Source organism: Haloterrigena turkmenica DSM 5511 (assembly GCF_000025325.1).
GTDB lineage: Archaea > Halobacteriota > Halobacteria > Halobacteriales > Natrialbaceae > Haloterrigena > Haloterrigena turkmenica.
Genome location: NC_013743.1, coordinates 2,623,766 through 2,650,664, shown reverse-complemented (window position 1 = coordinate 2,650,664; position 26,899 = coordinate 2,623,766). Strand labels below are relative to the sequence as shown.

At 64.8% G+C, this 26,899-nt stretch carries 23 protein-coding genes; 10 read left to right on the top strand and 13 right to left on the bottom strand.

Going from position 1 to position 26,899, the window contains the following annotated elements; genetic code table 11:
- Positions 1–43: 43 nt before the first annotated feature.
- Positions 44–1,195, bottom strand: coding sequence for a twin-arginine translocation signal domain-containing protein (locus tag HTUR_RS12745; RefSeq protein ID WP_012943731.1), 1,152 nt, complete (start codon positions 1,193–1,195; stop codon positions 44–46).
- A 589-nt stretch (positions 1,196–1,784) separates the two neighbouring features.
- Complete coding sequence (locus HTUR_RS12740; protein WP_012943730.1) at positions 1,785–2,873, bottom strand: twin-arginine translocation signal domain-containing protein; 1,089 nt, start codon at positions 2,871–2,873, stop codon at positions 1,785–1,787.
- A 150-nt stretch (positions 2,874–3,023) separates the two neighbouring features.
- Here HTUR_RS12740 and HTUR_RS12735 point away from each other — a divergent pair, with 150 nt between their 5' ends.
- Together HTUR_RS12735 and HTUR_RS12730 are read left to right on the top strand one after the other, a co-directional pair.
- A complete protein-coding gene (locus HTUR_RS12735) occupies positions 3,024–4,160 on the top strand; it encodes an acyl-CoA dehydrogenase family protein (protein WP_012943729.1) in 1,137 nt (378 codons plus the stop codon).
- Between the two features lie 258 nt (positions 4,161–4,418).
- A complete protein-coding gene (locus tag HTUR_RS12730) occupies positions 4,419–4,958 on the top strand; it encodes an HAD family hydrolase (protein WP_049941727.1) in 540 nt (179 codons plus the stop codon).
- 16 nt (positions 4,959–4,974) lie between these two features.
- Here the strand turns inward: HTUR_RS12730 and HTUR_RS12725 are convergent, their stop codons facing one another.
- Entirely contained in the window at positions 4,975–5,208 is a 234-nt protein-coding gene (locus HTUR_RS12725; RefSeq protein WP_012943727.1) for a DUF5822 domain-containing protein, read from the bottom strand.
- 140 nt (positions 5,209–5,348) lie between these two features.
- Between HTUR_RS12725 and panB the strand changes: the two genes are divergently transcribed.
- Positions 5,349–6,161: a 3-methyl-2-oxobutanoate hydroxymethyltransferase gene (gene panB / locus HTUR_RS12720; protein WP_012943726.1), complete on the top strand. Its 813-nt coding sequence runs from the start codon at positions 5,349–5,351 to the stop codon at positions 6,159–6,161.
- Between the two features lie 81 nt (positions 6,162–6,242).
- On the opposite strand, the gene HTUR_RS12715 is transcribed toward panB, so the two are convergent.
- Positions 6,243–7,034 carry an alpha/beta fold hydrolase gene (locus tag HTUR_RS12715; protein WP_012943725.1) on the bottom strand — a complete coding sequence of 264 codons (792 nt, stop codon included), beginning with the start codon at positions 7,032–7,034 and terminating at the stop codon, positions 6,243–6,245.
- Between the two features lie 165 nt (positions 7,035–7,199).
- Between HTUR_RS12715 and HTUR_RS12710 the strand changes: the two genes are divergently transcribed.
- From HTUR_RS12710 to HTUR_RS12700, 3 genes are all read left to right on the top strand, one after another.
- Entirely contained in the window at positions 7,200–7,448 is a 249-nt protein-coding gene (locus tag HTUR_RS12710; protein WP_012943724.1) for a DUF7127 family protein, read from the top strand.
- Positions 7,445–9,709: a CDC48 family AAA ATPase gene (locus HTUR_RS12705; RefSeq protein ID WP_012943723.1), complete on the top strand. Its 2,265-nt coding sequence runs from the start codon at positions 7,445–7,447 to the stop codon at positions 9,707–9,709. The genes HTUR_RS12710 and HTUR_RS12705 overlap by 4 nt, the downstream gene beginning before the upstream one ends.
- Positions 9,710–10,314: 605 nt before the next feature.
- A complete protein-coding gene (locus tag HTUR_RS12700) occupies positions 10,315–11,910 on the top strand; it encodes an outer membrane protein assembly factor BamB family protein (RefSeq protein ID WP_012943722.1) in 1,596 nt (531 codons plus the stop codon).
- A 198-nt stretch (positions 11,911–12,108) separates the two neighbouring features.
- Here the strand turns inward: HTUR_RS12700 and HTUR_RS12695 are convergent, their stop codons facing one another.
- The 6 genes from HTUR_RS12695 to HTUR_RS12670 all read right to left on the bottom strand — a co-directional run bounded on the left by HTUR_RS12695 (position 12,109) and on the right by HTUR_RS12670 (position 17,780).
- Positions 12,109–13,392, bottom strand: a complete 1,284-nt coding sequence (locus tag HTUR_RS12695) for an MFS transporter (protein WP_012943721.1) — start codon at positions 13,390–13,392, stop codon at positions 12,109–12,111.
- A gap of 141 nt (positions 13,393–13,533) precedes the next feature.
- A complete protein-coding gene (gene bcp, locus HTUR_RS12690; protein ID WP_012943720.1) occupies positions 13,534–14,013 on the bottom strand; it encodes a thioredoxin-dependent thiol peroxidase in 480 nt (159 codons plus the stop codon).
- A gap of 106 nt (positions 14,014–14,119) precedes the next feature.
- Positions 14,120–14,683: a sugar O-acetyltransferase gene (locus HTUR_RS12685; RefSeq protein WP_012943719.1), complete on the bottom strand. Its 564-nt coding sequence runs from the start codon at positions 14,681–14,683 to the stop codon at positions 14,120–14,122.
- A 131-nt stretch (positions 14,684–14,814) separates the two neighbouring features.
- Entirely contained in the window at positions 14,815–15,852 is a 1,038-nt protein-coding gene (locus HTUR_RS12680) for a hypothetical protein (RefSeq protein ID WP_012943718.1), read from the bottom strand.
- 10 nt (positions 15,853–15,862) lie between these two features.
- Positions 15,863–17,038 carry a DNA primase small subunit PriS gene (gene priS, locus HTUR_RS12675; RefSeq protein ID WP_012943717.1) on the bottom strand — a complete coding sequence of 392 codons (1,176 nt, stop codon included), beginning with the start codon at positions 17,036–17,038 and terminating at the stop codon, positions 15,863–15,865.
- 265 nt (positions 17,039–17,303) lie between these two features.
- Complete coding sequence (locus HTUR_RS12670; protein ID WP_012943716.1) at positions 17,304–17,780, bottom strand: GNAT family N-acetyltransferase; 477 nt, start codon at positions 17,778–17,780, stop codon at positions 17,304–17,306.
- A gap of 271 nt (positions 17,781–18,051) precedes the next feature.
- Here HTUR_RS12670 and HTUR_RS12665 point away from each other — a divergent pair, with 271 nt between their 5' ends.
- From HTUR_RS12665 to HTUR_RS12655, 3 genes are all read left to right on the top strand, one after another.
- Positions 18,052–18,528 (top strand): archease, encoded by a 477-nt coding sequence (locus HTUR_RS12665; protein ID WP_012943715.1) that lies wholly within the window; start codon positions 18,052–18,054, stop codon positions 18,526–18,528.
- 109 nt (positions 18,529–18,637) lie between these two features.
- Positions 18,638–19,750: a DoxX family protein gene (locus HTUR_RS12660; RefSeq protein WP_012943714.1), complete on the top strand. Its 1,113-nt coding sequence runs from the start codon at positions 18,638–18,640 to the stop codon at positions 19,748–19,750.
- A 116-nt stretch (positions 19,751–19,866) separates the two neighbouring features.
- Positions 19,867–21,333 carry an RtcB family protein gene (locus tag HTUR_RS12655; protein ID WP_012943713.1) on the top strand — a complete coding sequence of 489 codons (1,467 nt, stop codon included), beginning with the start codon at positions 19,867–19,869 and terminating at the stop codon, positions 21,331–21,333.
- Positions 21,334–21,392: 59 nt separating this feature from the next.
- Here HTUR_RS12655 and HTUR_RS12650 read toward each other — a convergent pair whose 3' ends face one another.
- Complete coding sequence (locus HTUR_RS12650; protein WP_012943712.1) at positions 21,393–22,745, bottom strand: Cdc6/Cdc18 family protein; 1,353 nt, start codon at positions 22,743–22,745, stop codon at positions 21,393–21,395.
- A gap of 699 nt (positions 22,746–23,444) precedes the next feature.
- Complete coding sequence (locus tag HTUR_RS12645) at positions 23,445–23,657, bottom strand: hypothetical protein (RefSeq protein WP_012943711.1); 213 nt, start codon at positions 23,655–23,657, stop codon at positions 23,445–23,447.
- Between the two features lie 152 nt (positions 23,658–23,809).
- Between HTUR_RS12645 and moaA the strand changes: the two genes are divergently transcribed.
- Positions 23,810–24,802: a GTP 3',8-cyclase MoaA gene (gene moaA / locus HTUR_RS12640; protein ID WP_012943710.1), complete on the top strand. Its 993-nt coding sequence runs from the start codon at positions 23,810–23,812 to the stop codon at positions 24,800–24,802.
- Between the two features lie 36 nt (positions 24,803–24,838).
- Here the strand turns inward: moaA and HTUR_RS12635 are convergent, their stop codons facing one another.
- Positions 24,839–26,821 (bottom strand): AMP-dependent synthetase/ligase, encoded by a 1,983-nt coding sequence (locus HTUR_RS12635; protein ID WP_012943709.1) that lies wholly within the window; start codon positions 26,819–26,821, stop codon positions 24,839–24,841.
- Between the last annotated feature and the right edge of the window lie 78 nt (positions 26,822–26,899).

Genomic DNA, 26,899 nt, shown 5'->3' with positions numbered 1-26,899 from the left:
GCAACCGACCTCGAACGGGGTCGACTCTAAACGATCGAGTTCGCTATCGGTCGGAGTCGGAGAAGGATTCCGCCCGCGCACGAACATCGCCAGTGAGGATCAGCGCGCGACCCTCCTCGCTAATCGAGTAGTCCTCGAGGGTGTCCCAGTTCTCGTTGTAGTCGCGGTTGGCCTCGACGTGCTTGAGGAGCGCGTCGCTGTCCGTGTCACCTTCGGTTTCGTACAGGAAGACCTGGTGGAGTTCGATGGTGTCGCCGTCGAGGCTCCGCGAGCGCGTCGTGCCGACGAGTCCGGACTCCCAGTCCTCGATCTGCTCCTCGTAGTTCTCTTCGATCTCCTCGCGGTTCTCGTCGTCGAGGTTGTCGCGTTGCCCCTCGTCGTAGTCCCGCTCGAGTTTTGCCTCGACGGTCTCGGGCCGGTGGAGTTCGCCGAACACGTAGTCGCCCTCGTCGTACTCCGCGAGGAGTTCCCCGCCGTGGTCGTCGTCCGTCCAGAGATTCGTTTCGTTCTCGTGGGTGGCGATCGCTTCCTCGACGACGGCGACCGGGTCGACGGGGTAGTCTCCTCGAGACTGAATCAGGAGGTCCTCGCTGACGCCGAACGCGAACTCCTCGACCTCGTAGAGTTCGAAACCGGGTTCGGAGCCGGCGCTCTCGAAGGCTTCCTCGTTGTCCTCGTCGTCGTAGTTGTCCCCGTACTGGTCTTCGGCCCACTTCTCGAGGTTGTCCACGACGGTTCCGGTATCGAACTCGCCGACGACCATCTGGACGTCTACGGTCGCGGTTCGGCGTCGGTAGGAGGTGCTCAGTTCGTAGTACCACTCGGCCTCCTGCTCGAGGGCCCAGTCGGTGTCCAGCGCGGCGACACCGGCTCGCCCCCGGAGGTCGGATGCTCTGCGAACCGGATAGTCCGTGCCGAGATCGTCCACGTTGTCGTAGATCCCCTCGGGAACCACGTGCCGGAACGCCATGTGCTCCCGTTCCGCCTCCTCGAGTTCGTTGTCGTCCTCGAGTTCGTCCTCGTCGAGGAGGGCGTCGAACGACGGCTCGAAGAGGTAGCTGTCCAGTCCCACGTCACCGCCGCCGCCGATAAACGGGAGACTGCTCGTACAGCCAGCGAGGCCGGCGAGACCGACCGTCACGGCGGTTGCACTGCTATTGCGGATGAAGTTCCGTCGGGAAAGCTCATTAGACATTATCCCGTTAGTGACAGTAACGTCAAATAATATCTTCGGTTTGATTGTATTTACATTCGAATGACTCCTGATAACTTCAGCGCCGCGTCGGCCGTAATCAGTCCGTTGACGGCGGACTGGGCCGTTGTGACCCGAGTGAGCGCCTGAACACGGTAGCGGCGGAACCGAACAGACGCTGTTCGTCCGTTTCGTTTCCCGCCCTTTCAGTGTGAGCGCCTCTCAGAGTCACCCGTTCGCACGGCCGCTACGGGTCGTCACGGGACGGCCGCCAATGGCTTTGAGACGGTGTCGAACCGGTCAGCCCGGCCGGTAACGGCGGTTGGCGCGGTTGCCGCTGAAGACGCACCCCCGCTTTGGGGTTTTCGCCATCGCGATCGCCGATGAACGATATATCGAAAAAGGACAACGTACCTCTACTCCTCGAGAAAGTGACACGACGAGCGGGGGCGCTATCCGAATTCGCGACGCCACCGGCATCAGCGGTGCAATCGGACGCGTCGACCGCGACGCCGATGCTATCGGCGACCTCGAGCGCGACCGAACGCAACGCCGGACGGGCGGACGGTAAACAACGACGTACCGGTCGTGGTCACAGGATCGACTGCGTCTGAACCTCGCCGGTGAGGATCAGCGCGCGACCCTCCTCGCTGATCGAGTAGTCCTCGAGGGTATCCCAGCTTTCGTCGTAGTCGCGGTTGGCCTCGACGTGTTCGAGGAGCGCGTCGCTGTCCACGTCGCTTTCGCTCTCGTACAGGAAGAGTTGGTGTAGATCGCTGGTGTCGCCGTCGAGCGTCCACGAACTCCCGTTTCCGACGAGACCGTACTCCCAGTCGTCGATGTCGTCTTCGATCGCTTCGCGCTCCTCCTCGGTGGCCTCGTCGGGATCGTCGTACCGATCTTCCAGTTCGGTCTCGACCGTTTCCGGCCGCTGGAGCGCGCCGACTCCGAAGTCGCCCCAGTCGAACTCCGCCAGGAGTTCCCCGCCGTCGTCGTCTTCGGTCCAGCGACCCGTTTCGTTCTCGTGGGCGTCGATCGCCGCCTCGACGACGGCGACCGGGTCCACGGGGTGGTTCGCCTCGACCTGGATCAGGTGCTCCTCGCTGACGCCGAACGCGGAGCCCTCGACCTCGTAGAGTTCGAAGCCGGGTTGGGAGCCGGCGCTCTCGAGGACCTCCTCGTCGTCCTTGTCGTTTCCGTACTGGTCCTCGGCCCACTTCTCGAGGTTGTCCACGACGGTTCCGGTATCGAACTCGCCGGCGACGATCTCGGCGGAGACGTCCGCGGTTCCGGGCCCCGACGTGCTCAGTTCGTACTCCCACTCGACGTTCTGGTGGAGGGCCCAGTCGGTGTCCACCGCTGCCGCGCCGCTCCGCCCGCGAATATTCGATCCGATAGAGACGAACCTATGCGTCTCGAGGTCGTCTTCGTTCTCGTAGACCGCCTCCGGAACGATGGAGACAAACGATCGGTCCGTCGTTACGAGATCTTCGACCTCGGCGTCGTCGTTGTCGAGAACGTCGTCGAAGGATGGAGTGAAAACCCAGTCGGAGAGGTCCGCACCGTCGCCGCCGATAAACGGGAGGCTGCTCGTACAGCCGGCGAGGCCGGCGAGACCGACCGTCACGGCGGTTGCACTGCTATTGCGGATGAAGCTCCGCCGGGAAAGTTCGTCAGACATTATCCAGTCAGTGACAGTAACGCTAAATAATATCTTCGGTTGAAATGTATGTGTTGTGTCACATACTCTGCCGGACCGTTCGGGGGAATTGTCAACTATGTGTCTTCAATTGATGTGAGCGCCTTTGTGCCCCGCCGTCGTACGGGGCGTATGGAACGGACCGACGAGCGAGCGGCGATCAGGGACGTCGTCCGCGAGTTCGCCACCGAGGAGATCCGACCCGTCGCGGCGGCCGCCGACGAGAGCCAGTCGTTTCCCGAGGAGATCTGGGACGGCCTCGCCGAACTGGACCTGACCGGACTCACGGTCCCCGAGGCGTACGGCGGCTACGACGCCGATCCGATCACCGCCGCGATCGTTAACGAGGAAGTCGCCTACGGCGCCCTGGCGGTAGCGACGGCGCTGTCGGTCCACTCGCTGGCGACCTCCTGTATCGCGGAGTTCGGCAACGACGCACAGCGGGAGCGCTGGCTGCCCGAAATGGCCGCGGGGCGCCCGGTCGGCGCGTTCGCGCTCTCGGAACCCCACGCGGGGTCGAATCCGGCCGAGATGGCCACTGAAGCTTCTCGAGAGGGCGACGAGTACGTTATCAACGGCGAGAAACAGTGGATCACGAACGGGCAACGCGCTGGCGTCTACATCCTTTTCGCGAAGACCGACCGCGACGATCCGAACTCGGTCACGCAGTTCCTCGTCCCCGGCGACGTCGACGGCCTCTCGGTCGGCGAGAAGGAGGACAAACTCGGTCTCCGCGCGAGCGACACCACGAGTCTGACCTTCGACGACGTCCGGATCCCGGTCGAAAACCGGCTCACCGAGGAGGGGAAGGGTCTCTCTGCCGCCTTCCACATCCTCACCGGCGGGCGGATCGCCATCGCCGCCCAATCGGTCGGCCTCGCCCAGTGCGCCCTCGACGAGGCGCTGGCGTACAGTCAGGAGCGCGAACAGTTCGGCGACCCGATCGCGGAGATCCAGTCGATCCGACACAAACTTGCCGAGATGGCCACCCGAACCAAGGCCGCGCGCTCGCTGACCCGCCACGCCGCGCGAACGCGCCACGAAACCGACGCCGACGGCACGGGCGCGCTCGAGGCCAGCATGGCCAAGTACTTCGCCAGCGAGACGGCGATGTTCGTCACGAACGAGGCCGTCCAGATCCACGGCGGCTACGGCTACGTCACCGAAGGCGAGGTCGAGCGCCTCTACCGCGACGCCAAGATCACCGAGATCTACGAGGGGACCACGGAGATCCAGAAGACCGTGATCGCTCGAGAGCTACTCGACTAGAATCGACGGCTCGTGGCATTGGTACGCGCTTCTGTGGTGTCTCGCGGCGTCTCGTTATGGCCCTCGTACTCGCTCGAGGCGACTGTACACTGGGGACGGTCTCTGGAACGTTCCAACCCCAGATTTGGTCTGCGGTGGCGCGGTTCCGAGTTCGCCGTTCTCAGTTGTAGTAAGTGCGAGCGGAAAGACGCGTCTCAGCACCGCGTGTCGGTTCCGGAGACCGAAGTCACTATTCACCTCCCGAACCTATCCGCGGACGTGACAGCCTACGACGCCGTCGTCTACGATCTCGATGGAACGCTCGCCGATCTCGACGTCGACTGGGACGCCGTCGCCGCTGACGTCCTCGAGGTCTACGAGACTGCGGATATCGAGCCGCCGAGCCGGGAGCTGTGGGACCTGCTCGACGCCGCGAGCGACGCCGGCCTCGAGTCCGAGGTTGAGTCGACGATCGCCGCTCACGAGCGCGCGGGCGCCGAGACGGCTCCGCGGCTGGCCCACGCCGACGAACTCCTCGAACGGACGGTCCCCGTCGGGGTCTGTTCGCTGAACTGCGAGGCGGCCTGTCGGATCGCCCTCGAGGAACACGGCCTCGCCGAGGCGGTCGACGCGGTGGTCGGCCGGGACACGGTCGCGACCCGGAAACCGGATCCGAAACCGCTGCTCGAGGCGGTCGGCGAACTCGGTGTCGAGCCCGGGCGGGCGCTGTTCGTGGGCGATTCCGACCGAGATCGACTGACCGCCGAGCGGGCGGGCGTCGCCTTCGAATTCGTCGGTGACGGGCCTTCAGGGTTCTGAGGCGAGTCCGACGGAATTAGGCCTGGTTGCGCTTCGCGTACGCGAAGACGACGAGAGCGGTACAGAACCAGATCGGCGCGCCGACGCGGACCGCGAACTCCGCGCGGGCGCCCCAGGACGGCAGGTCGGCGTTGACGGAGAGGAAGGCGACGATCGGCGCGCCGATGAGGATCGTGGCGACGAAGGTGACCTGCATCACCCAGCCGTAGTCGACTCCCTCCGGATTCGTCGTTTCGACACGTTCGGGCACGGCAGACAGTGGCGGCCCGGCCCTCTTAATAACCGCGTATTTTCTCGCTGTTGCGGTCGCTGACCGCCGTCGGCTATCCAGACCCGCCGCGAGTGCGTCGGAAACGGAGCCATTTAATCGTCGGCGACGAACCCGTGCGTATGCCAACCGTACGGGACGTCAGGGAGCAGGCGGGCGAGGAACCGATCACGATGCTGACGGCCTACGACGCGCCGACGGCCGAGATCGTCGACGACGCGGGCGTCGATATCATTCTCGTCGGCGACAGCGTCGGAAACGTGGTGCTGGGCCACGAGACGACGGTTCCCGTTACCGTCGACGGAATCGCCCATCACGTCGGCGCGGTCTCGCGGGCGACCGAGGACGCGCTGGTCGTCGCCGACATGCCCTTCCTCTCCTTCGGCGTCGACGAGAGCGAGAGCATCGAGAACGCCGGTCGGATGCTCAAAGAGGAGGGCGCGCAGGCGGTCAAACTCGAGAGCGGTCCCCACACCGTCGACCTCACCGAGAAGATGGTCCAACTCGGGATTCCGGTGATGGCTCACCTCGGGCTGACGCCCCAGCACGTCAACCAGTACGGCGGCTACCCCCGACAGGGGACCGATCAGGCGGCCGCCGAGCGGATGCTCGAGCTCGCGATCGAACACGAGGAAGCCGGCGCGTTCTCGCTGGTACTCGAGCACGTGCCGTCGAACGTCGCGGCCGAGATCACCGAGGCGCTCGAGATCCCGACCATCGGCATCGGTGCCGGCCCGGACTGCGACGGGCAGGTGCTCGTGTTCGACGACGCCGTCGGCATCAGCGAGTGGACGCCCTCCTTCTCCGAGCAGTTCGGAAACGTCCGCGCGGAGATGAAGTCGGCCGTCGACGACTACGTCGACGCCGTCGAGTCCGGCGCGTTCCCGGCCGCAGAACACAGCCACGAGGAGAGCGACCTCGAGGACCTCTACTGACCGGCTGTCGCTCGGTTTCGATCGCGAACTCGACTCTGCTCGCGTTCATTGCCCCCGTTTCGTGCGATAGCGATCGCCGTCTCACGCCGCGTCGTCGCGCTCGTAGACGATGTCCAGAAACTCGGTGAGGGCGGCGTTGAACGCGGTCGGTTGTTCGACCATCGCCAGGTGGGCCGCATCCTCGAGTTCCGCGATCCAGGCGTCGTCGATCTCCTCGGCGAGGTACTCGTGGTACCACGGCGGCGTCAGCTGATCGTGCTCGCCGTAGACCGCCAGCGCGGGGACGTCGATCGCCCCGAGATTGTCCCGCACGTCGAACTCGTGGCAGGTCAGGAAGTCCCGATGAGTGACGGCCTGTCCGGTCTCGCGGAGCTGTTTTCTCGACTCCTCGTCTACCTCCGGCTCGGGGTCGTGAAAGAGCCGATCCGAGCCGTGGAGGAACTCGACGGCGCGCTCGAAGTCGTTCGCCAGCCAGTCGAGTAAGTCTTCCAAGACGCCGAGTCGGGCACCGGTGCCGACGAGCACCGCCGCGTCGAGATCGGTGTCGCGTTCGATCAGGAGCTGCAAGGCGACCGCGCCGCCCAGCGAGTTGCCGACCAGCACGCGACTGTCGGTCGCCTCGAGGACGGCCAGTACGTCGTCGACGTACGCCGAGAGCGCCGCGTAGCCGGCGCGCGCGTCGATATCGTCGGAGTCGCCGTGGCCGCTCAGATCGAGCGTGACGACCGGGTTGCGATCGGCGAGGCGGTGCTGGGCGGACCAGACGTCGCGCGAGCCGCCGCTCCCGTGAACGAAGCAGATCGGCGGCCCGTCCCCGCCGCGGTCGGCGACCTCGTAGGCCGTCTCTCGGCCGTGGTGTGATACCGTCTCCATACGTAGTCGAACGACCGGAACAGGGATAAAGACTCGAGGCGGGTCGGCGACAGTGTATCGTTGTGAACCGCGAACAGTGATCTCTAACATGACCACCGAGCCGTCATCGGGTTAACCGGCGAAAGGTATATATACCTCTAGAGCTTACTTTGGGTTAGTTGAAAGATGACACTCGAACAATTCACCCGCGAAGAGGGGCAGGTAGCCCGCCGGTACGAGTACGACGACGAGACGGTGCTGGCCGTCGACTTCGGTACCGAGAACGCCGACGCGACGGTCGATCTCGTCGATGACACGGTCATCGTCGTCCTCGGCGACGAGCAGTACGACCTTGAGCTACCGGACGGTGCAGACGACGCGCACACGTTTATCAAAAACGGGGTCCTGACTGTCGAACTGGAGGGCGATCTATGAAACTCACCGTTAAACCACTGAAACAGAAGGACGCCGGCCGCGGACTCGCCGCGATCGATCGCGTCTCGATGCGCGAACTCGATCTCGAGAACGGCGACTACATCGTAATCGAGGGCACGGGCGACAGCCAGGCCGTCGCGCGCGTCTGGCCCGGATACCCCGAAGACGAGGGGCGAGGGATCATCCGAATCGACGGCCGCCTCCGCCAGGAGGCCGACGTCGGGATCGACGACAACGTCAGCGTCGAGCCCGCCGACGTCAACCCCGCCAAGTCGGTCACGGTCGCGCTGCCCCAGAACCTCCGCATTCGCGGAGACATCGGGCCGCTCGTCCGCGATAAGCTGAGCGGACAGGCCGTCACCGAGGGCCAGACGGTGCCGTTCTCGCTCTCGTTCGGTCCGATGGCCAGCTCCGGCCAGTCGGTGCCGCTGAAGATCGCGAGCACCTCGCCGTCGGGCACGGTCGTCATCACGGACTCGACGAACATCGAGATCTCCGAGACGCCCGCCGAGCAGGTCAGCTCGGGTAGCGGCGCCTCCGCCGAGGGCGTCCCGAACGTCACCTACGAGGACATTGGCGGCTTAGACGACGAACTCGACCAGGTCCGCGAGATGATCGAGCTGCCGATGCGCCACCCCGAGCTGTTCCAGCAGCTCGGCATCGAGCCGCCGAAGGGCGTCTTGCTGCACGGCCCGCCGGGCACCGGGAAGACCCTGATGGCCAAGGCCGTCGCCAACGAGATCGACGCCCACTTCGAGACGATCTCCGGTCCGGAGATCATGTCGAAGTACTACGGTGAGAGCGAGGAGCAACTCCGCGAGGTCTTCGAAGAGGCCGAGGAGAACGCCCCCGCGATCATCTTCATCGACGAGCTCGACTCGATCGCCGCCAAGCGCGAAGACGCCGGCGGCGACGTCGAACGACGCGTGGTCGCCCAGCTCCTCAGCCTGATGGACGGCCTCGAGGAACGCGGTCGCGTCACCGTCATCGCGGCGACCAACCGCGTCGACGACATCGATCCCGCGCTCCGCCGCGGCGGTCGCTTCGACCGCGAGATCGAGATCGGCGTCCCGGACAAGGACGGCCGCAAGGAGATCCTGCAGGTCCACACCCGCGGGATGCCGCTCCAGGAGTCGATCGACCTCGACCAGTACGCCGAGAACACCCACGGCTTCGTCGGGGCCGACTTAGAGAGCCTCGTCCGCGAGGGCGCGATGAACGCCCTGCGTCGCATCCGTCCCGACCTCGACCTCGAGGAGGACGAGATCGACGCCGAGATCCTCGAGACCCTCGAGGTCACCGAGGACGACTTCAAGGACGCGATCAAGGGCATCCAGCCCTCGGCGATGCGGGAGGTCTTCGTCGAGATCCCCGACGTCACCTGGGACGACGTCGGCGGCCTCGAAGACACCAAGGAGCGCCTCCGCGAGAACGTCCAGTGGCCGCTGGACTACCCCGAGGTGTTCGACGAACTCGACATGCAGGCCGCCAAGGGCGTCCTCATGTACGGCCCGCCGGGTACGGGGAAGACCCTGCTCGCGAAGGCCGTCGCCAACGAGGCCCAGTCGAACTTCATCTCGATCAAGGGCCCCGAACTGCTGAACAAGTACGTCGGGGAGTCCGAGAAGGGCGTCCGTGAGGTCTTCGAGAAGGCGCGGTCGAACGCACCGACCGTGATCTTCTTCGACGAGATCGACTCGATCGCGGGCCAGCGCGGCCGCCAGCAGAGCGACTCCGGCGTCGGCGAACGCGTCGTCAGCCAGCTGCTGACCGAACTCGACGGCCTCGAGGAACTCGAGGACGTCGTCGTGATCGCCACGACCAACCGGCCGGACCTGATCGACAACGCCCTGCTCCGTCCCGGACGGCTGGATCGCCACGTCCACGTGCCCGTCCCCGACGAGGAGGGTCGTCGGAAGATCTTCGAGGTCCACACCCGGGGCAAGCCCCTGGCCGACTCGGTCGACCTCGACTGGCTCGCCGCGGAGACGGAGGGCTACGTCGGCGCCGACATCGAAGCCGTCACGCGCGAGGCCTCGATGGCCGCCAGCCGCGAGTTCATCAACTCGGTCGACCCCGAGGAGATGGCCGACACCATCGGCAACGTCCGCATCAGCAAGGAGCACTTCGAGCACGCCCTCGAGGAGGTCAACCCGAGCGTGACCCCCGAGACCCGCGAGCAGTACGAGGAGATCGAAGAGCAGTTCGACACCGCCGAACCGGCTCAGGAAGAGGACCAGCTCGGTCGCACCTTCCAGTAAGGTCGACCTCGTAGCGGTCTTCAGTCGCGGTTTTTCGTTTTTAGGTGAAGGGGACTCTCGTCCGATAGCGGAGCGTATCGTACGGTGTACTCGAGATGAACTGGGATGTTCCGAAGCGCTCTGGTCGTCCTGTATCGCTTACTTCGTCCGCGCAAGTACCTTTTTCCGCCTCGGGTTCGCTCGCTGCGCGCACTCACCTCTCGTCTGCTTACGGTCGCTTCGCGACCGTTCGCACGGCTCGCGGGGCCTTCTGGCCCCGCGCTCAAAGCGCCACACTTTCGGTCGCTCGCGGGTGCAGCGCTTGCGTCTCGATCGCAGCGATAACGTCTCCGTCTGTACGTAACGCAGTGCGTCGCCCCGAGATAGTCCACGGCGAGGAGTTGTCGTTCGTCACCCGCAGGTGCGAATCGGTTGGTGGGAATCGTACCGAAAACCTGCGTGAGAGTCATGACCGCGGGAGAGTTCGAGACACTTGCACAGCTAAAAAGTCATATTAACTACTAGATAGGCCTATAATTATTCTTGTTTGAGACGATTGTGTGAGTAAAAAACACGCTAATTGCTCCATACGGTTATGACTGGTATTCGTACTGACTCGTACACGTATGTGGAAACGTCGATCTGTGCTGGCGACTGGTGCAGCGCTGTCGATCGGGACCGGCCTCTCTTCAGTGGGAGCCGGAGCCTCCGAGGCTGACGTCGACGAGCTTCCGGATCCGGATCGCAATCCAGGACCGAACGAGGACTGGCCGTCACACCGAGGCGGCCCCGGTCACGCCAGATACATCGCTGACGGCCACGAGTTCGAGGGAGGAGAACTCGAGGCCGCGTGGTCCGTCGAGGGTGCGGGCGCAGGTACCGTCGCCGTCGCCGACGAGACGGTCTATACGCCGACCGACGACGGCGTCGTCGCCCTCGATGCGACGGACGGCACCGTCCGCTGGGAGAATACGGATATCGACGCGGGAATGCCGTCGGTCGCCGGCGAGACCGTCTATCTCAGTGGGAACGAGGTTATCGCGCTCGACCGGTCCGACGGGACCGTCCGCTGGGAAACCGAGTTCGATTCCGAGGAGGAGATCGTCTGGCAGACGGTCGCTTACGGAGGCGTGTACGCCGTCGCCGACGGTACGCTATACGCACTCGAGGCCGACGACGGCTCGGTTCGGTGGAAGAAAGAATCGGTCGGCAGCGACGACGATGACGAGTACGAGTTCTTTACGGCGCCCGCCGCGGCAAACGGCGTGATCTACAGCGTCACGGGCGCCGGTCTGATCGCTCTCGATCCCGAGACCGGTGCCGAAGTCTGGCAAAAGGGCACTATCGGCTCCCAACCCGATACCGTCTATGCGACGTCGGAAGCGGTCGCTTACGCCGCCGATGGCTCCGCGGAGTGGCCGTTGCGTGATGCCCAGACAGGCGAGTTTGTAGCCGTAGGTTACGGGTTCCGCGAAATAGCGTTCGGCGAGGAAATCCACGTCGGCGGCGGCAGCGACCACGGGTACGGCGGCGGTTCGATCCGCGGTGACGAATACAGTTGGAGACTCGACGTTCTGTACACCTACGGGCAAGCCGTCATCAGCAGAGAAACCGTGTTCGCGTATCTCACTCGGAACGCGGGGCCCCCAAATCCCGAGTGGCGGGACTACGACGAGCACCTCGTCGCCCTGAACAAGTACGACGGGTCCGTGAAGTGGGCGCTCTCGAAGGACGATGCGCCGGTCGGATCGGTCCGTGCGATCAGCGGCGAGACGATCTACGTCGATCACGACGGCGATCTCGTGGCGCTTCGCGAAGAAACCGACACGGACGACCAGCCCGACGAGAGCGACGAGAACGCCGATACGGACGGGGAAAACGACGAGGGAGACGACCAGCGGGACGGCGAGGACGACAGCGACGCGGGTGAAGACGACAGCGACAACGATCCGACTGACAACGACGGCGGAACCGATAGCGACGACGGAGAGTCTGTCGATGACGATGACGGCGATGTCGTGAACGGAACCGCCGGAAATGGGGACGCTGGAAACGAGACGAACGCCGGAAACGAGACGAACGCCGAGAACGACACTGACGCCGACAACGTGCCCGGCTTCACGACCGGTGGCGGACTTCTCGGCGGGGCGCTCGGCCTCGAGTGGCTGCGCCGGAAGGCCGGCGTCGACGAATCGACCGGCGTGAACGAACCGTCTGAGTAAAGGGACCTCGGATCGGGCAAATCGGAACGAGATCACTGAACAACGTATCGGAATCCTCGCCTTGCCGATTACGTTTTCACCGTGTCAGCCGGCCCAGATTCCCTGTACTGGGCGTTTACTGGACTTCGAGCGAAGATGAAACAATTCGGCCACTGGCTCGAGCCGAGCCGACCACGACGGCCTCGATCGGACGCCTAGTCAGTCGTCGGCAGCGGCCGTCGATTCCGTCGACGCCGACTCGCTGCCGGGCGCCGGTCCGACCAACAGCTTCAACGCGATCCCAGCGCCGAGTAGCGCGATCGCCGCGAGCGTCGCGAACAGCGCTGCCATCGTGGCGTGGTCCAGCAGGAACCCGCCGAGGGCGATGCTGAGTGAGCCGAGCCCGAACATCCCGAGGTAGGTGTAGCCGTAGGAGAGCCCGCGGCCGTCCGGAGGCGTGTAGACCGCGACGGCCTCCTGGTAGAACGGTTCGATCGCGAACAGCGCGAAGCCCAGGACGGTACAGTACAGTAGGATCGACGCGATCCCCATCGCGGACACCGGGACGAACGCGACGGCGATGATCGCGAGGCCGACGAAGACCACCACCAGCCCACGGGCGACGGAGACGCGGCTGGTCAGTTTCCCCGCGACGTACTGGCCCGCCATCCCCGCGACGAGCAGCGCGACGTAGAAATAATCGCCCAGCGAGAGCTCCTCGAGCGCGGCCGGCGGTTCGATCACCGCCAGCGCCGGGAGCCCGTTCAGGAGTTCCGGCAGGTAGGTGAGGACGCCGCGGTAGTAGAGGCCGACGACCGTGACGACGGCGAAGACCAGCAGGAAGGGGCCCGCGAACAGGGTGCGGGAGTTCGAAACGAACTCGCCCGCGGAGAGCGCGTCGCTCGACCCGTCGGTGGCCGACCCGTCGTCGTCCGCGACGGCCGCGGTCGGATCGAACCGGGCTCGGAGCCCGTACAGCGTGGCGAGTGCGCCGGGTATCGCCAACGCGACGGCGACGACCCGCCAATCGAGGGCGAGCAACAGCGTCGCGGCCGCGAACGGGCCGAGCGCGATGCCGAGGTTGCCGGCGATGCCGTGCCAGGCGAAGACCGTCCCGCGCTCCTCGACGCCGGTGCTGATGAGCGCCAGGCCCGCGGGGTGATAGACGCTCGCGGTGATTCCCCATAGGATCAGACTGACCGCGATGGCGTAGATCGAGGTCGCGAGCGCCAGCGTGGCGAACGAGAGGCTCATGCCGACGAGACAGGCTAGAACGAGGCGCTTCGGACCGTACCGATCGGCGAGCAGTCCGGCCGGTAACGCGCCGACGCCGAACAGCAGGTAGCCGGCGGCGACGACCACGCCGGCAGCGGCGATGGAGATCTCGAACGTCTCGAGCCAGACGACCAGAAAGATCGGAATGGCCAGTTCGAACCAGTGGACGGTCGCGTGGGCGAGCATCGCGAAGGCCGCGATCGATCGGTCGTTGTCGTTCAGCGTCATCTCGTCGATCAGTCGATACCGACCGGTTCGCGTCCGGCTACTTCAGGACTCGGAAACGGGACGCGGGTGTGTTAGGATATCGATAGAAACTCGGACTTCAGCAATCGATCGGTCGATCGAACCGAGACGGAGACCGTCGTCTCAGGGCGCGAGTTCGGTCGACGACTCCTCGAGGTCCGCGAGGATTTCCTCGGCGTGGCCCTCGGGCGTCACGTCCTCGTAGACCGCCTCGACGCGGCCGTCGGGGCCGACGACGTAGGTGTTGCGGAAGACGCCGTCGAACGTGTTGCCGAACATCTGCTTCTCGCCATAGGAGTCGTACAGCGTCGCGACCTCGCCCAGTTCGTCCGAGAGGAGGTCGAACGCGAGGTCGTACTCGTCGGCGAAGGACTCGAGGTCCGCGACGGGGTCGTCGCTGATGCCAACGATGTTGACGCCGCGGTCGTCGAAGTCGGGCTTCGCGTCGTCGAACGCGCAGGCTTCGGTGGTGCAGCCGTCGGTGTTCGCCCGCGGATAGAAGTAGATGACGAGCCGTTCGCCCTCGAAATCGGAGCGCCGAACGGTCTCACCGTGCTGGTTGGGCAGTTCGAACTCGGGTGCTTCGTCGCCGACGTCGAGCATGGGGGTGGGTTAGCGACGGCAGATGTATGCGTTGTGGTTTCAGTCGGGCCTGATTTCGGACACGGTATCGGTAGTAGAGTCTCGCTAAGTTCGGATACGTACGGGATCAGTTCTCACTCAGGTCTTTCACTACGGTCGCGGGGTTACCCTGTACGACGACCTCGTCGGGAACGTCTTCGGTCACGACCGCGCCGGAGGCGACAACGCTCTCATCTCCGACGGTCACACCGGGATTGATAACAGCCCGTCCACCGATCCAGACGTCGTCGCCGACCGTGACCGGTTTCGCGTACTCCGGCCCCTCGATTCGCTCGCTCGCGTCGAGCGGGTGGGTCGCCGTGTAGATGTGGACGCCCGGCGCGATCATGCAGTTCCGACCGATCTCCACTCGGCCCGCGTCCAGAACGACGCAGTCGAAGTTCGCGTAGAAGTTCTCGCCGACGTGGATATTGTACCCGTAGTCACAGCGAAACGGCGGCTCTATCTGACACTCATCGCCGACCGATCCGAGAAGTTCGTCTAGCAGTTCTCGCCGTTCAGACTGTTCGTCCGGCGTCGTGGTATTGTATCGTCTCGTGAGGTCGCGCACGCGGTTCCGATCAGCCACGAGTTCGGGATCGGTCGGATCGTACAGCTCTCCGTCCAGCATCGTTTCCCTTTCACTTCCCATGACAGACACTGACTACCGACCACAATAGGGGTTTCCGATAGCGCTTCGCAGTGTTCAGTTCGAAGTTCGAACGAGCGCTTTAGGCGAGTGATCTGACCGCAGCCGTACTGACAACCTCTGCAGAACGCGGCTCACTCGAGCGGTTCGGCGGCGTCCTGCTCGAGCAGCGGGTCGGCGTTCTGTTCGGGGAGGGTGACGATGTCGTCGGTCGAAAGGGCGTACTCGCGGTCGTCGACGCCGAGAATCGAGCCGACATCGCGAGTGATCCGAACGGTAACGCGCTCGACATCAGTGTCGGCGGCGGCGTCGCCCGTCACGTCGGGTTCGGAACCGTCCGGCGCCGCTGACGACGCGTCCGACGGGGTCTCGTCCGGTACCGGCGGCGACTCCCCGGCGGCTTCGTCGCCGAGATCCGGTCCGTCCCCGCCCATGACGTCCGCGGGGGTCACGCCGCTCGAGTCGCCGGACCCGGATTCAGGTCCGGATTCGGGAGCGGGACCGAGATCGCCGTCCGGGCCGCCGTCGGCGTCCGCAGGCGGTTCCTGTGGCGGAACCGGTGGCGCGTCGTCGTCGGCTGTATCGGTCGGTGGCGAGTCGCGTGAGTCGCGATTGCCCGCAGTCCCGGGATCGGCCATCGGATCGGCGGCCGTCGGATCCGTTCCGGGTGCGGGACTCGAGTCCCCTCGCGTCGGATCGGCGGCGTCCCGCGGGTCGGCTGGTCCGGCGCCGGCCCCCTCACTCCCTACCGGGGCTTCGGTATCGCCCGCGGCGGCCTCGGTCTCGACGCCCTCGAGGACGTCGAGGACGCGGGATTTGTTCGAGCTAATGCGATCGATGAGATCGTCGAAGAGGTCGGCCTCCTCGGCCGTGAGGCCGTCGTCGTCGGCCGGCATCCCGGCCGCGGCGAGGCTGGCCTGTTTGACGAGTTTGCCCATCCGGCGCTCGTAGATCGCCTCGACGACGTCCTTGGCGGTCTCGATTTCGTCGGTCAGCCGACCGACCTCGGGCGAGGAGAAGGGATCGTCGCTCTCCTCGGCGACGCGGTCGCGTTCGTCCTCCAGATCGGCGATGTACTCGCCGACCTCCTGGTAGAACGAGGGGCGCAGATTCTGGAGGCTGTCCTTCTGGCGCTCCTTGCTCTGGACGGACCGTAACTCATCGAGATTCATTTGTTGTGGGTCATTCCTTCTCCTTCTCCGCACGGCCGCGTGCCATCAGAAACACGGCGACGTACTCGGGTAGTGATTGGTCACCTTCCGTGACCGTAAAGCTATCTCCTCCGAGTTCGACCTCGCCGGGAGCGGTCACGTCGACGGTTATCTCGTGGCCCCGGAACGTGTCGGGGACGGCGTCGACCAGCGGATCGAACGCGTCGATCTCGTCGCGTGCGAGGCGCACCGTTTTCAGGCCGCTGCCGCCGTGGAGGCTGCCCGGCAGGCGGATCAGCCGGTTCGTGTCGGTCGTGACGGGTTCGTCGATCGGCGCGTTGTCGTCGTCGACCGCGCGGGCGGCGAACCGCTCGGCAAGCTGCGAGACCGCCGTGTGGACGGTGACGTTGCCCGCCGCCAGCTGTTCGCGGTTGTTGCGCGCGGCGTTGAGCGTCGCCTCGGCCTTCCCCTCGCCGATCCCGTCGAACTCCTGTAAGCGCTCGAGGGCGTCGTCCTCGTCCATCTCGAGGAGGCCGTCGACGAACGTCATCAAGCGGGCGTGCGTGCGTTTTCCCCAGCCGCCCTCGATTTCCAGCGTGCGGCGCTCGGTCGGCGTCTTCCGGCCGAGCCCCGCGACGGTCTCGGTCTCGATCAGGTGCTCGTACTCGAGGCCGATGCCGCGGACGTAGTCGACGATTTCCCGGCGGTGTTCCCGGTCTAAGTGCAGGACGTTCTCGTCTCGCACGTGGACGTGATAGCCGCGGCCGCCGGAGAAGACGATCTCGAGGTCCTCGAAGCCGAAATCGTCCTCGAGAAAGCCGAGCAGCCGAAACAGGGCGTCCTTACACTTCGCGAGCATCTCCGCGTAGGAGTCCTCGCCGAGGGTGACGCTCGGCAGGTGGTCGGCGTCTAAGTCGAAGACGAGGTCCGCGGACTGCCAGTCCTTGGCGCTCATCGAACTCGCGCCGGGGTCGCGAAAGCGGCCCGCCGAGAAGTAGACGTGTCGCGGGCGCTTCCGGACGAGAAACTCCGAGAGATCACCTAACTCGAGCAGCGAACGGTGGCGAACCATCGTGGTATCGGGGCCCTCCGTCCACGGGATGAAGCCCCACTCGCGCTCGTTGGCCGCGGGCGGCGGCGTGATCTCCGTGCGTCGATAGTGGTCGCGAAATCGCCCCCGCAGATACGCCCTCGTTCGCTCCTCCATACGACTCGAGTAGTCGTGGGTGGGACCGTATAATCTTGCCGAATGTTCGACCCGATGGGAGGGAGTCTCGAGACCGGACGGCATGCGACTCAACTGATGATTGAGATCACGGTGCGTTCTCAGCGGTGGGAAATCGAGCGTTACTGGACGTTCCTCGAGGAGACGTTCGAAGCTGCCGCTGGCGGTTCTTCGGCGTGTGTTCGTTGCGACCGTCGTCCGGGGAGACGACGGGACGAGATCAGAGCGGAGTATCGATCGACCGCGGTCAGCGCCGCATCAGTTCCGAGATCTTGTCGGCGATGCCGACGTCGGAGCCGAGTTTCAGGTAGTAGGCGTCGCCGCCGTCCTCGTAGTAGTCGTCGATGCGTCGTTTGATCTCGAACCCGAGGTGTTCGTAGAACTGGAGGGCGTTCTCGTTGCTCGTCCGGGCGTGACACGTGATCGTGTCGTGGTCCTCAGCGACGCGCGCGATCAGTTGTTTACCAATCCCCTGCCCCCGCAGGTCGGGTGAGACCGCCAGAAAGAGGATGTAACCGTCACGGCGAACGGCCGCGAAGCCGACCAGTTCGTCCTCCTGGACGTAACAGTGAACCTTGGAACGACGATACGCGTCGGTAAAGAAGTCGTATCGCTGTTTGAGCACGCCTTCCTGACGGTTGATCTCCTCCTTCAGTTGCCAGGCTTCGTCGACGAAGTCGTCGCTCCCCGGCGCGACGACTCGACTGTCGATATTGACGCTCACTACCAGGGTCTACCAGCGTCGCCAATATAATTCCACCGGCAGTCACCGATCCGTAACGTCAGACGTCCGTACTGTCCGTCGGCGATTCGCGCTCCCGATCTCGCCCGCCTCCGTCGGTCGCATGCGGACCGAACGCAGGCACGCGTTCTGACAGAACGCGGTCGGCGTCGCCGCGGTCGCGAAGTCTACCCACTCGCGGTCGAAATCGTCCACCTAATTCGCAACCGAAACCGACGAGCATACCACACCGCCCGTCCAATCCCGAGAAGCGATGACCAGCCAGCAGGGCGGACGGTTCGAACTGCGGAATCACACGGCCGACGTCGCGGTCGCGGCCAGCGGCGACGCGCTCGAGTCGGTCTTCGCCGCGGTCGCCGACGGGCTGGCGGCCGCCTCCTGTGACGAGATTCCCGACGGGTCGGGTGATCGATTCTCGCTGTCCGTGACCGCGGAGAGCCGCGAAGCCCTGCTGTTCGACTATCTGGACGAACTGATCTACCTCCGGGACGTCCGCGCGGAACTCCCCGTCGATCACCGCGTCGAGACGATTGCGGGCCCGGAACGCGACGGCGAGGGCGCCGAAAGCGGCGACTGGAGCCTCGAGGCCAGCGCTCGAGGCATTCCGCTGGCCGAGGTCGACGCCCGCGAGATCAAGGCCGTGACCTACTCGGAGATGCGCCTCGAGCGCCGTGGGGACGAAACTGCGGACGATGAGGGCTGGGAGGCCTACGTCGTCTTCGACGTCTGATTGCTCGCCGATCGGCACCGAACGATCAGAGACGGGAATCGAGGGGAACCGACTCGGCAACGAATCTGCCGGGCAACGCATTTTGACCGTGGCAGTCGTCGGTTCAGTGATGGACGCTCCCCTGCGTCGACTCCCGGCCGGTCGGGTCGTCGGTCAGGCGGCGCTCGTCGCGGCGCTCCTGTTCAGTGCAAGCGAGACGGCACGCGCACACGAGGAGTACGTCGTCGACGAGGAGCGCGAGGTCGCCGTCGCCGAGTTCCTCCGGGAGTCGCTGACGGACCCGCTCGTCGTCGGACCGCTGCTTGCGGGCGCGTTCGTCGTCCTCGCGGTGGTCGGAGTCTACCTCGTCGTTCGCCCCGCGCAGCGAGACGTCGCGGCGTTCCGGGCTGCCATGCGGGAGTATACCGCGTACGTGCCCTGGCTGCTGCGGATCTCGATCGGCATCCCGCTGATCGGGGCCGGCTTCGGCGGCTACCTCATCAGTCCCGCATTCGGCATCGAGGCGCGACTCCTACAGGTCGCACTCGGCTTCCTGTTGCTGTTCGGGCTGGTGACGCGGCTCGTCGCCGTGCTCACGCTCGCCGTCTACCTCGTCGGCCTCGCGATCGACTCGATCCTGCTGTTGCAACTCGAGTTCGTGCCCGGAACGCTGGCGATCGCACTGCTCGGCGGCGGGCGACCGAGCGGAGATCACGTTCTCCAGCGGATCGCCGGCACACCGGGGACGGTCTACGGTCGATTCGACCCGATCTACGACTACGCGCGCGAGTTTCAGACGCGGATCGATCCGTACCGCAGGTTCTTGCCGACGATCGTCCGCGCGGGTCTCGGCTGCACGTTCGTCTCGCTGGGCCTGGGCCAGAAGCTCCTGCGCCCTGGCATCGCGCTCGCGGTCGTCGACCGGTACGATCTGACCGCGGTCGTCCCCGCTGGTCCCGAACTGTGGGTCCTCGGCGCGGGCCTGTCCGAAGTCGGTCTCGGACTCGCACTTTTATTCGGGTTCTTTACGCGGGCGAGCGCGGCGACGGCGATCGGCGTCTTCACGCTCACGCTCTTCGCGCTGCCCGACGATCCGGTGCTCGCGCACGTCAGCCTCTTCGGACTGGCGTCGGTGTTGCTCATCACCGGGAGCGGCCCCTACGCTGTCGACGGGTGGCTCGGGGCGTACGGGACAGACAAGGAGGCCGACGTGTCGGATGCGGACGTTCCGGGCGCGGTGTGACCGGGTAGTCGCATAACGGATCCCGGCAGGAACGATCCGACGACGGCGGTGGGAACGGCTAGCAACGCCGACCGAAGAGACGAACACCTTTCATCGATGGAGGTCGATACTCGAGTATGACCACGTTCGACGCCGACGGCATCACGCTCGAGAAAGTGCGTGAGTACGTCTGGGAGATTCCACAGGAGGGCGACATGCGCGCGCCGGCGCGGGTGCTCGCCAGCGAAGCGCTGCTCGAGGAGATTAAAGAGGACAAGACGCTCGAACAGATCACGAACACGACTCACCTCCCCGGCATCACCAACTACGCGATCTGTATGCCCGACGGCCACCAAGGCTACGGCTTCCCGGTCGGAGGCGTGGGTGCACTCGACGCGGAAAACGGCTGTATTTCGCCGGGAGCGGTCGGCTACGACATCAACTGCGGAGTCCGGATGATGCGGACGAACCTGACCTACGACGAGCTACAGGGCCGCGAGGAGGAACTCGTCGACTCGCTGTTTACGAACGTTCCGTCAGGTCTCGGTGGCGGCGGCATCGTCGAGGCCGGCGTCGACACCGTCGAGGAGATCCTCGAGCGCGGCGTCGACTGGGCGCTCGAGCACGGCCACGCCGTCGAGGAGGACTTGCTCCACTGCGAGGACGAGGGGATGCGCGAGGGCGCCGACGCCGACAAGGTCAGCCAGAAGGCCAAAGACCGCGGGAAGAACCAGATCGGCTCGCTGGGCTCGGGCAACCACTTCCTCGAGGTCCAGCGCGTCACGGACGTCTTCGACGGCGACGTGGGCGAGGCCTACGGCCTCGAGGAAGACCAGATCGTCGTCCTGATCCACTGTGGCTCCCGCGGGCTGGGCCACCAGACGTGCAACGACTACCTGCGCAAGATCGAGAAGCAACATCAGGGGCTGCTGAACCAGCTGCCCGACAAGGAACTCGCGGCCGCGCCCGCGGGCTCGCAGCTCGCCGAGGACTACTACGCGGCGATGAACGCGGCGATCAACTTCGCGTGGGTCAACCGCCAGCTGATCATGCACCGCACGCGGCAGGTCTTCGAGCGCGTCTTCGACCGCTCGTGGGAGGAGATGGACATGCACCTGCTGTACGACGTGGCGCACAACATCGCGAAGAAGGAAACGCACACCGTGAACGATGACGGCGAGCAGCGCGAACTCTACGTCCACCGCAAGGGCGCTACGCGGGCGTTCCCCGCCGGCCACCCCGAGGTTCCGAAAGCTTACCGCGACGTTGGCCAGCCGGTCATCATCCCCGGCAGCATGGGCGCCGGCAGCTACGTCCTCCGGGGCGGCGAGAACTCGATGGACCTCACCTTCGGCTCGACGGCCCACGGCGCGGGTCGCCTGATGAGCCGCACCCAGGCCAAAAACGAGTACTGGGGCGGCGACGTCCAGCAGGAACTCGAGGAGCAGGACCAGATCTATGTCAAGGCCCAGTCGGGCGCGACGGTCGCCGAGGAGGCTCCCGGCGTCTACAAGGACGTCGACGAAGTCGTCCGCGTCTCCGACGAACTCGGGATCGGCGACAAGGTGGCGCGGACGTTCCCCGTCTGTAACATCAAGGGGTAAACACGGCGCCGAACCGGTTCTGACGCCGAATCGCTTTTTCGGTCGATTTCGCTATCGAATCACGAGTCGCGGAGCGATTGCCGGGCGATCGAGCGGGCGGTCGACACGTCGAGTTCGTCGAACGTGTCGTCTTCCTCGAGCGTCTCGATGACGGCCTCGACGGGTTCCGTGAACGTGAACATGAGGTGGACACCGCTCTTGAACCCGCCGCTCGTCCGCTCGCTCTCGAGCACGCCGTACGTGCCCGCCTTGTTGATGTGGCTGTTGACGGTCTCCTGAGTATAGACGTCGCGGTCGGTGCGCTGGCAGATCTCTCGGTACAGCGCGTAGACCGCCGGGCTCGGGGCGGCCCCGTCGTTCACGTCCGCGACGACTGCCGCGGCGTACAGCGAGAGCTTCTTCTGGAGCGTCATCCCGCCGACCATCTCGAGCACGCGGTTCTTCACGACCGAATCGTTGGCCGCGTGGACGTGCTGTTCCGTAACGACCGTCTCCCCGTTCCGGTTCGCGATTTCGCCCGCGTCGCGAAGCAGGTCGATCGCTCGCCGGGCGTCGCCCTCGTTTTTCGCCCCGTAGGCGGCGACCAGTTCGATGACGCCGTCGTCGAGCGCTCCCTCTTTGAACGCGTCACGTCGACGGTTGAGAATCTCGATGAGTTCGGTGGCGTCGTAATCGGAGAAGTGAATGCCGGTCGGATTGTACGAGCTATCGGTCCTGCTGTCGAGGTTCTCGCGGAATTTGGGATGGTTGGTGATGACGACCGTCGAGACGAGGGTATCGACGTGTTGTTCGGCCATCACGCGGCTCAGACTATAGAGCAGTCGTGAATACGCCGGCTCGTCTTCGCCGACGCGACCGGTGAGCGCATCGATCTCGTCGAGGATGAACACGAGCGCGTCGAAGTGGCGGTCGACGATCTCGTAGAGACGAACGTACTTCGCGTCGGTGGAGACGCCCTTCCGCGGGATGTCCCACGCGACGCCGGCCTTTTTGGCGGTCTGGTGCCCGAGCTTCCAGACGGCGCGATCCAGCGAGTGCGGCTCCATCGTCTTGAAGTTCACGGCGACGAAGTCGAACGTGATCTCGTTCTGCGTGGCGCGTCCTTTCACCTTCTCGGCGACCGCCTTCACGGTGAGACTCTTCCCGGTACCGCTCGGACCGTAAAGCAGGAGATCCGGGGGCCGTTCGCCGTCGAGCGTGTCGCGAAACGCGCGCGCTTCGGCCGCGAGCTGTTCGTCGCGGCCGTAGATCCGGTTGTGATCGACGATCGTATTCGAGTCGACGAGTTGCTTGTTCTCGAAGACGGTTTTCCGTTCGCCGTCGAGGATACTATCCACGATAGAGGACTCGGGAGACTGAGCCGGGCCATCGTCGCCTCCGTCTTCTCGAGTGTTCGATGGCTCGTTGTTCATTATCTGCACTGTTCACTACGCTGTAATACCGTTTTCGAAATGAAGGGGCTACAGTCGAAATGAAGACGGTGTGGTCGAAGTGAAGAGTCCGCAGTCGAAATGAAGCCGAGATATCGCCGGTATCGGAGTGAGACGGCCACCAGCGAAATGAAGGCACCGTTTTCGAAATGAAGATCGGATGCCGACCGTCGCCGAAATGAAGACACCGTGACCGAAATGAAGCGGAAACAAGACCGTTGTCGAAATGAAGGGACTGTTTTCGAAATGAAGTCGATCCATCGAGTTGGAGGAGCGGCCGGACCGGACCGTTCCCACACCGTAATCGAAATGAAACCGCGAAACGGAGTGCTCGCTGGCCGAGAACCGAGGACCGTGATCGAAATGAAATCTCGGAAACCGTGTTTGGAACTAGTGATTTCGACACATATACCGAATATGGAGCCAGTATCCGGATTCGACCACCGAATTTCATTTCGACAACGGTGTGTGAGGGTACCTCTTCTAGACTCTCTTCTCTAGCTACTCAATAGAGAGATTTCATTTCGAATACAGTGTGAGAGACGACCGAAACAGACAAACAGATTTCTCTGAGACGTGTCCATGACTCGAGGAAGCTATCCGAGAACAGCGACGCGTGACTCGGACGGAACGGGCCGGGACGGAACAGGTCGGGACGGAGCCGTTCCGTTCGCGTCGACGCTACTTTAGCCGATACGGGTTATCATCGTCGCCGTCGTCCTCACCCTCGCTCTCGTAGGGCTTCCGGGCCGTGATCGTCACCGTCGCCTCGGGGTCGTCCTCGTCGGCCCACGGGCTGTCGTAGGCCGAAATCTCGAGATCCGTCACGTCCCACCCCTCCTCCTCGATGAGTTCGACCAGCCGGCGCTGGTCCTCGAGCATGTCCTCGTCCATGCGTCCCCGTTGGTCCGTGGGCCGGGTAGTTCTTCCGCCGCGGTGTCGCAATCGGTCGCGGGCCGCAGTCGGCCGACACCGCAACCGAAAATGGTTACGGAAGGGCGGAAATACCCGGCGCACTTAAGCGGATCCGACTGCAACTCGGTAGCATGCTCACCGACGACTTTGGACGGGAGGTAACTGGGGTTCGGGTCTCTCTCACCGATCGGTGTAACTTCGACTGCGTCTACTGCCACAACGAGGGGCTGGGTGACACCCGCGGACCGATGGATCCCCAGGACGACGAGATGTCGACCGACGACGTCGTCCGGTTTCTCGAGGTCGCCGCCGAGTTCGACGTCGACGCAGTCAAGTTCACCGGCGGCGAGCCGATGCTCCGCCAGGATCTAGAAGAGATCATCGAACGCACACCCGATTCGATGGAGGTCTCGCTGACGACCAACGGCACGTTCCTTCCCGGTCGCGCACCGGACCTCGTCGACGCCGGACTCGAGCGGGTCAACGTCTCCCAGGACGCGCTGGACCCGCAGGACTTCGCCGAAATCACGAAAAGCGGCGCTTACGAGAAGGTTCTCGAGGGGGTCGAGGCCGCCCTCGAGGCGGGACTGGACCCGGTCAAGCTCAACATGGTCGTCTTCGAACACACCGCGGGCTACGTGCCCGAGATGGTCGACCACGTCGCGGAAAACGACGGCCTCCGACTGCAGTTGATCGAGTACATGCCCGAACTGACGGGGAAGCCGGAGTGGAACATCGACATCCAGCGGGTCCACGACTGGCTGGCCGAGCAGGCCGACGAGATCGAACACCGCGAGATGCACGACCGCAAGCGCTACTGGGTCGGCGGCACGTCAGACGACGACGGCGGAATGGTCGAGATCGTCGACCCCGTCGAGAACCCCACCTTCTGCGCGAACTGCCACCGCGTCCGGGTCACCCACGAGGGCTACCTGAAGGGCTGTCTGAACCGCAACGACGACCTGAAGTCGATGGGCGAGATGTCCAAACCCGAGATCCGCGAGGCGTTCCGCGAGGTCGTCGAAAACCGGGTGCCCTACTACGGCGAGTACATGATTCAAAACGGCGACGGCGAGTGGGAACTCAACGACGAGTACCTCGAGGTAGAACCGCCGGCGGACTGATCGCTACGCGAGCCGATCGTTCGCGAGCGGAATCGCTCAGTCCGAACCCGCTCCGGCGTCGTCCTCGGTGTAGATGTCTTCGACGAGGTGCTCGTAGCGGTCGGCGATCTTCGACCGTCGCTTCTTCATCGTCGGCGTCACGAGATCGTTCTCCTCGGTAAAGCCCTCGGGGACCAGCCGGAACTCCTTGATCGTCTCGTAGGACTCGAAGCCCTCGTTGACGTCGTCGACGGCCGCCTGGACCTGCTCGAGCACCCACTCGTCCTCGACCAGCGCTTCGATATCGTTGGGCAGCGAGACGCCCTCGTCCTCGGCCCGACCGGCGAGTCCCTCGACGTTGGGAACCAGCAGGGCGCCGACGAACTTCTCGCCGTCGCCGACGACCATCGCCTGCTCGACGACGTCGACGGACGCGAAGGCGTCCTCGAGCGGGCCCGGCGCGACGTTCTTGCCCGTCGAGAGCACGAGCAGCTGTTTCGTACGCTCGCGGAACTCGAGGTAGCCGTCGAGCCGTTCGTGGACGATGTCACCGGTTCGGAGCCATCCCGCATCCGTGAACGCGCGGTCCGTCGCGCCGGGCTTCTCCCAGTAGCCCTCGGTGACGTTCGGGCCCCTGACGAGGAGTTCGCCGACCGTTCCCTCGTCGTCGAAGGCCTCGTCCCTGACGACCGAGGTGTCAAGTTCGGTCTCGACGCCCGCGAGCGCGGGCCCGACGGTTCCGACGCGCGGATCACTCGGCTGGTTCGTCGCGATGACCGGCGAGGTCTCGGTCATCCCGTAGCCCTCGACGATGGGCAGCCCCATCGTATGGAAGAGCCGACAGAGGTCCGGCGAGAGGCTCCCACCGCCGCTGACGAGGAACTCTATGTTGCCGCCCAGCTTCTCGCGGATCGTCGCGAAGACGAGTTCGTCGGCGTCCGCCAGTTCGGACTCGAGTTCCTCGCCGGGATCGTCGGCCGCGTTGTACCGGCGCGCGACGTCGAGGGCCCACTCGAGGGCCTCCTTCCTGTCCTCGTCTGCGGCCGCGCTCTCGCGGATCCCGTCGTAGAGCTTCTCGTAGACCCGCGGGACGGCCGTCGTGCTGGTGGCGCCGACCGCGCCGAGGTCCTCAGCGAAGGTCTCCGGGCTCTCGCCGTAGGCGATGCAGGCCCCGGCCGCGAACAGCATGAAGTGGCCCGCCGTCCGCTCGAAGACGTGGGCCAGCGGCAGGAACGAGAGCGCTCGCGATTCGGGCGTGATCGACGGATCGTCCGCGCCCTTGTCGTCGCGCGGGCCGTACCGCCGGTAGAGTTGGTTGACGTTCGATCGGAGGTTCCGATGGGTCAGTTTCACGCCCTTCGGCTTGCCCGTCGTGCCGCTGGTGTAGATCAGGCTCGCCAGGTCGTCGACGTCGCGGGCTGCGAGCCACGACTCGTACTCACTGCGGTCGAACGCCTCGTCGCCGCGCCGGTAGAGATCGGCGAGCGTGAGTACGTCCTCGCGGTCCGCGTACGCGTCGGTCTCGAGAGCGTCGAAGACGACGAAAAAGTCGAGATCCAGTTCGTCTTCGACCTCGAGGACGCGCTCGAGGAGCGTCTCGTTCTCGACGACGACACCGGCGGCGTCGGGGTCGTCGAGGAGGTACTGGATCTGGTCCGGCGAGGAGCTCTTGTAGACGGTGGTCACGACCCCGCCGGCGGCGAGGATCCCGAAGTCGGAGAGAGCCCACTCCATGCGCGTGTCCGCGAAGATTCCCACGCGTTCGCCGTCAGCGATCCCCAGGTCGCGGACGCCGGCCGCGATCCGGCGGACGAGGTGGGCCATGTCGTCGTACGTGATCGACGCGTACTCGCCCGCCGGCGCGGGCTCGAGGGGGGCGTCGTCACCGTTGCCGGCGAGCGACCGGTCGTAGACGCCGCCCTTGTACCGCTGGGCGTCGGTGTCGGCGTTTCGCTCGACGCTCCGTTCGAACATCTCGGCCAGCGTCTCGAGTTCCAGTACGGGATGGTCGAACGCGGCCTCGGCCTCGGACAAACTCATGAATAGTTGCTAGTTTATGGTAGCTCACCTTAAAAGATAAGAATTCCGCCCGAACCGGTGGTCGATCGGACCGATTTG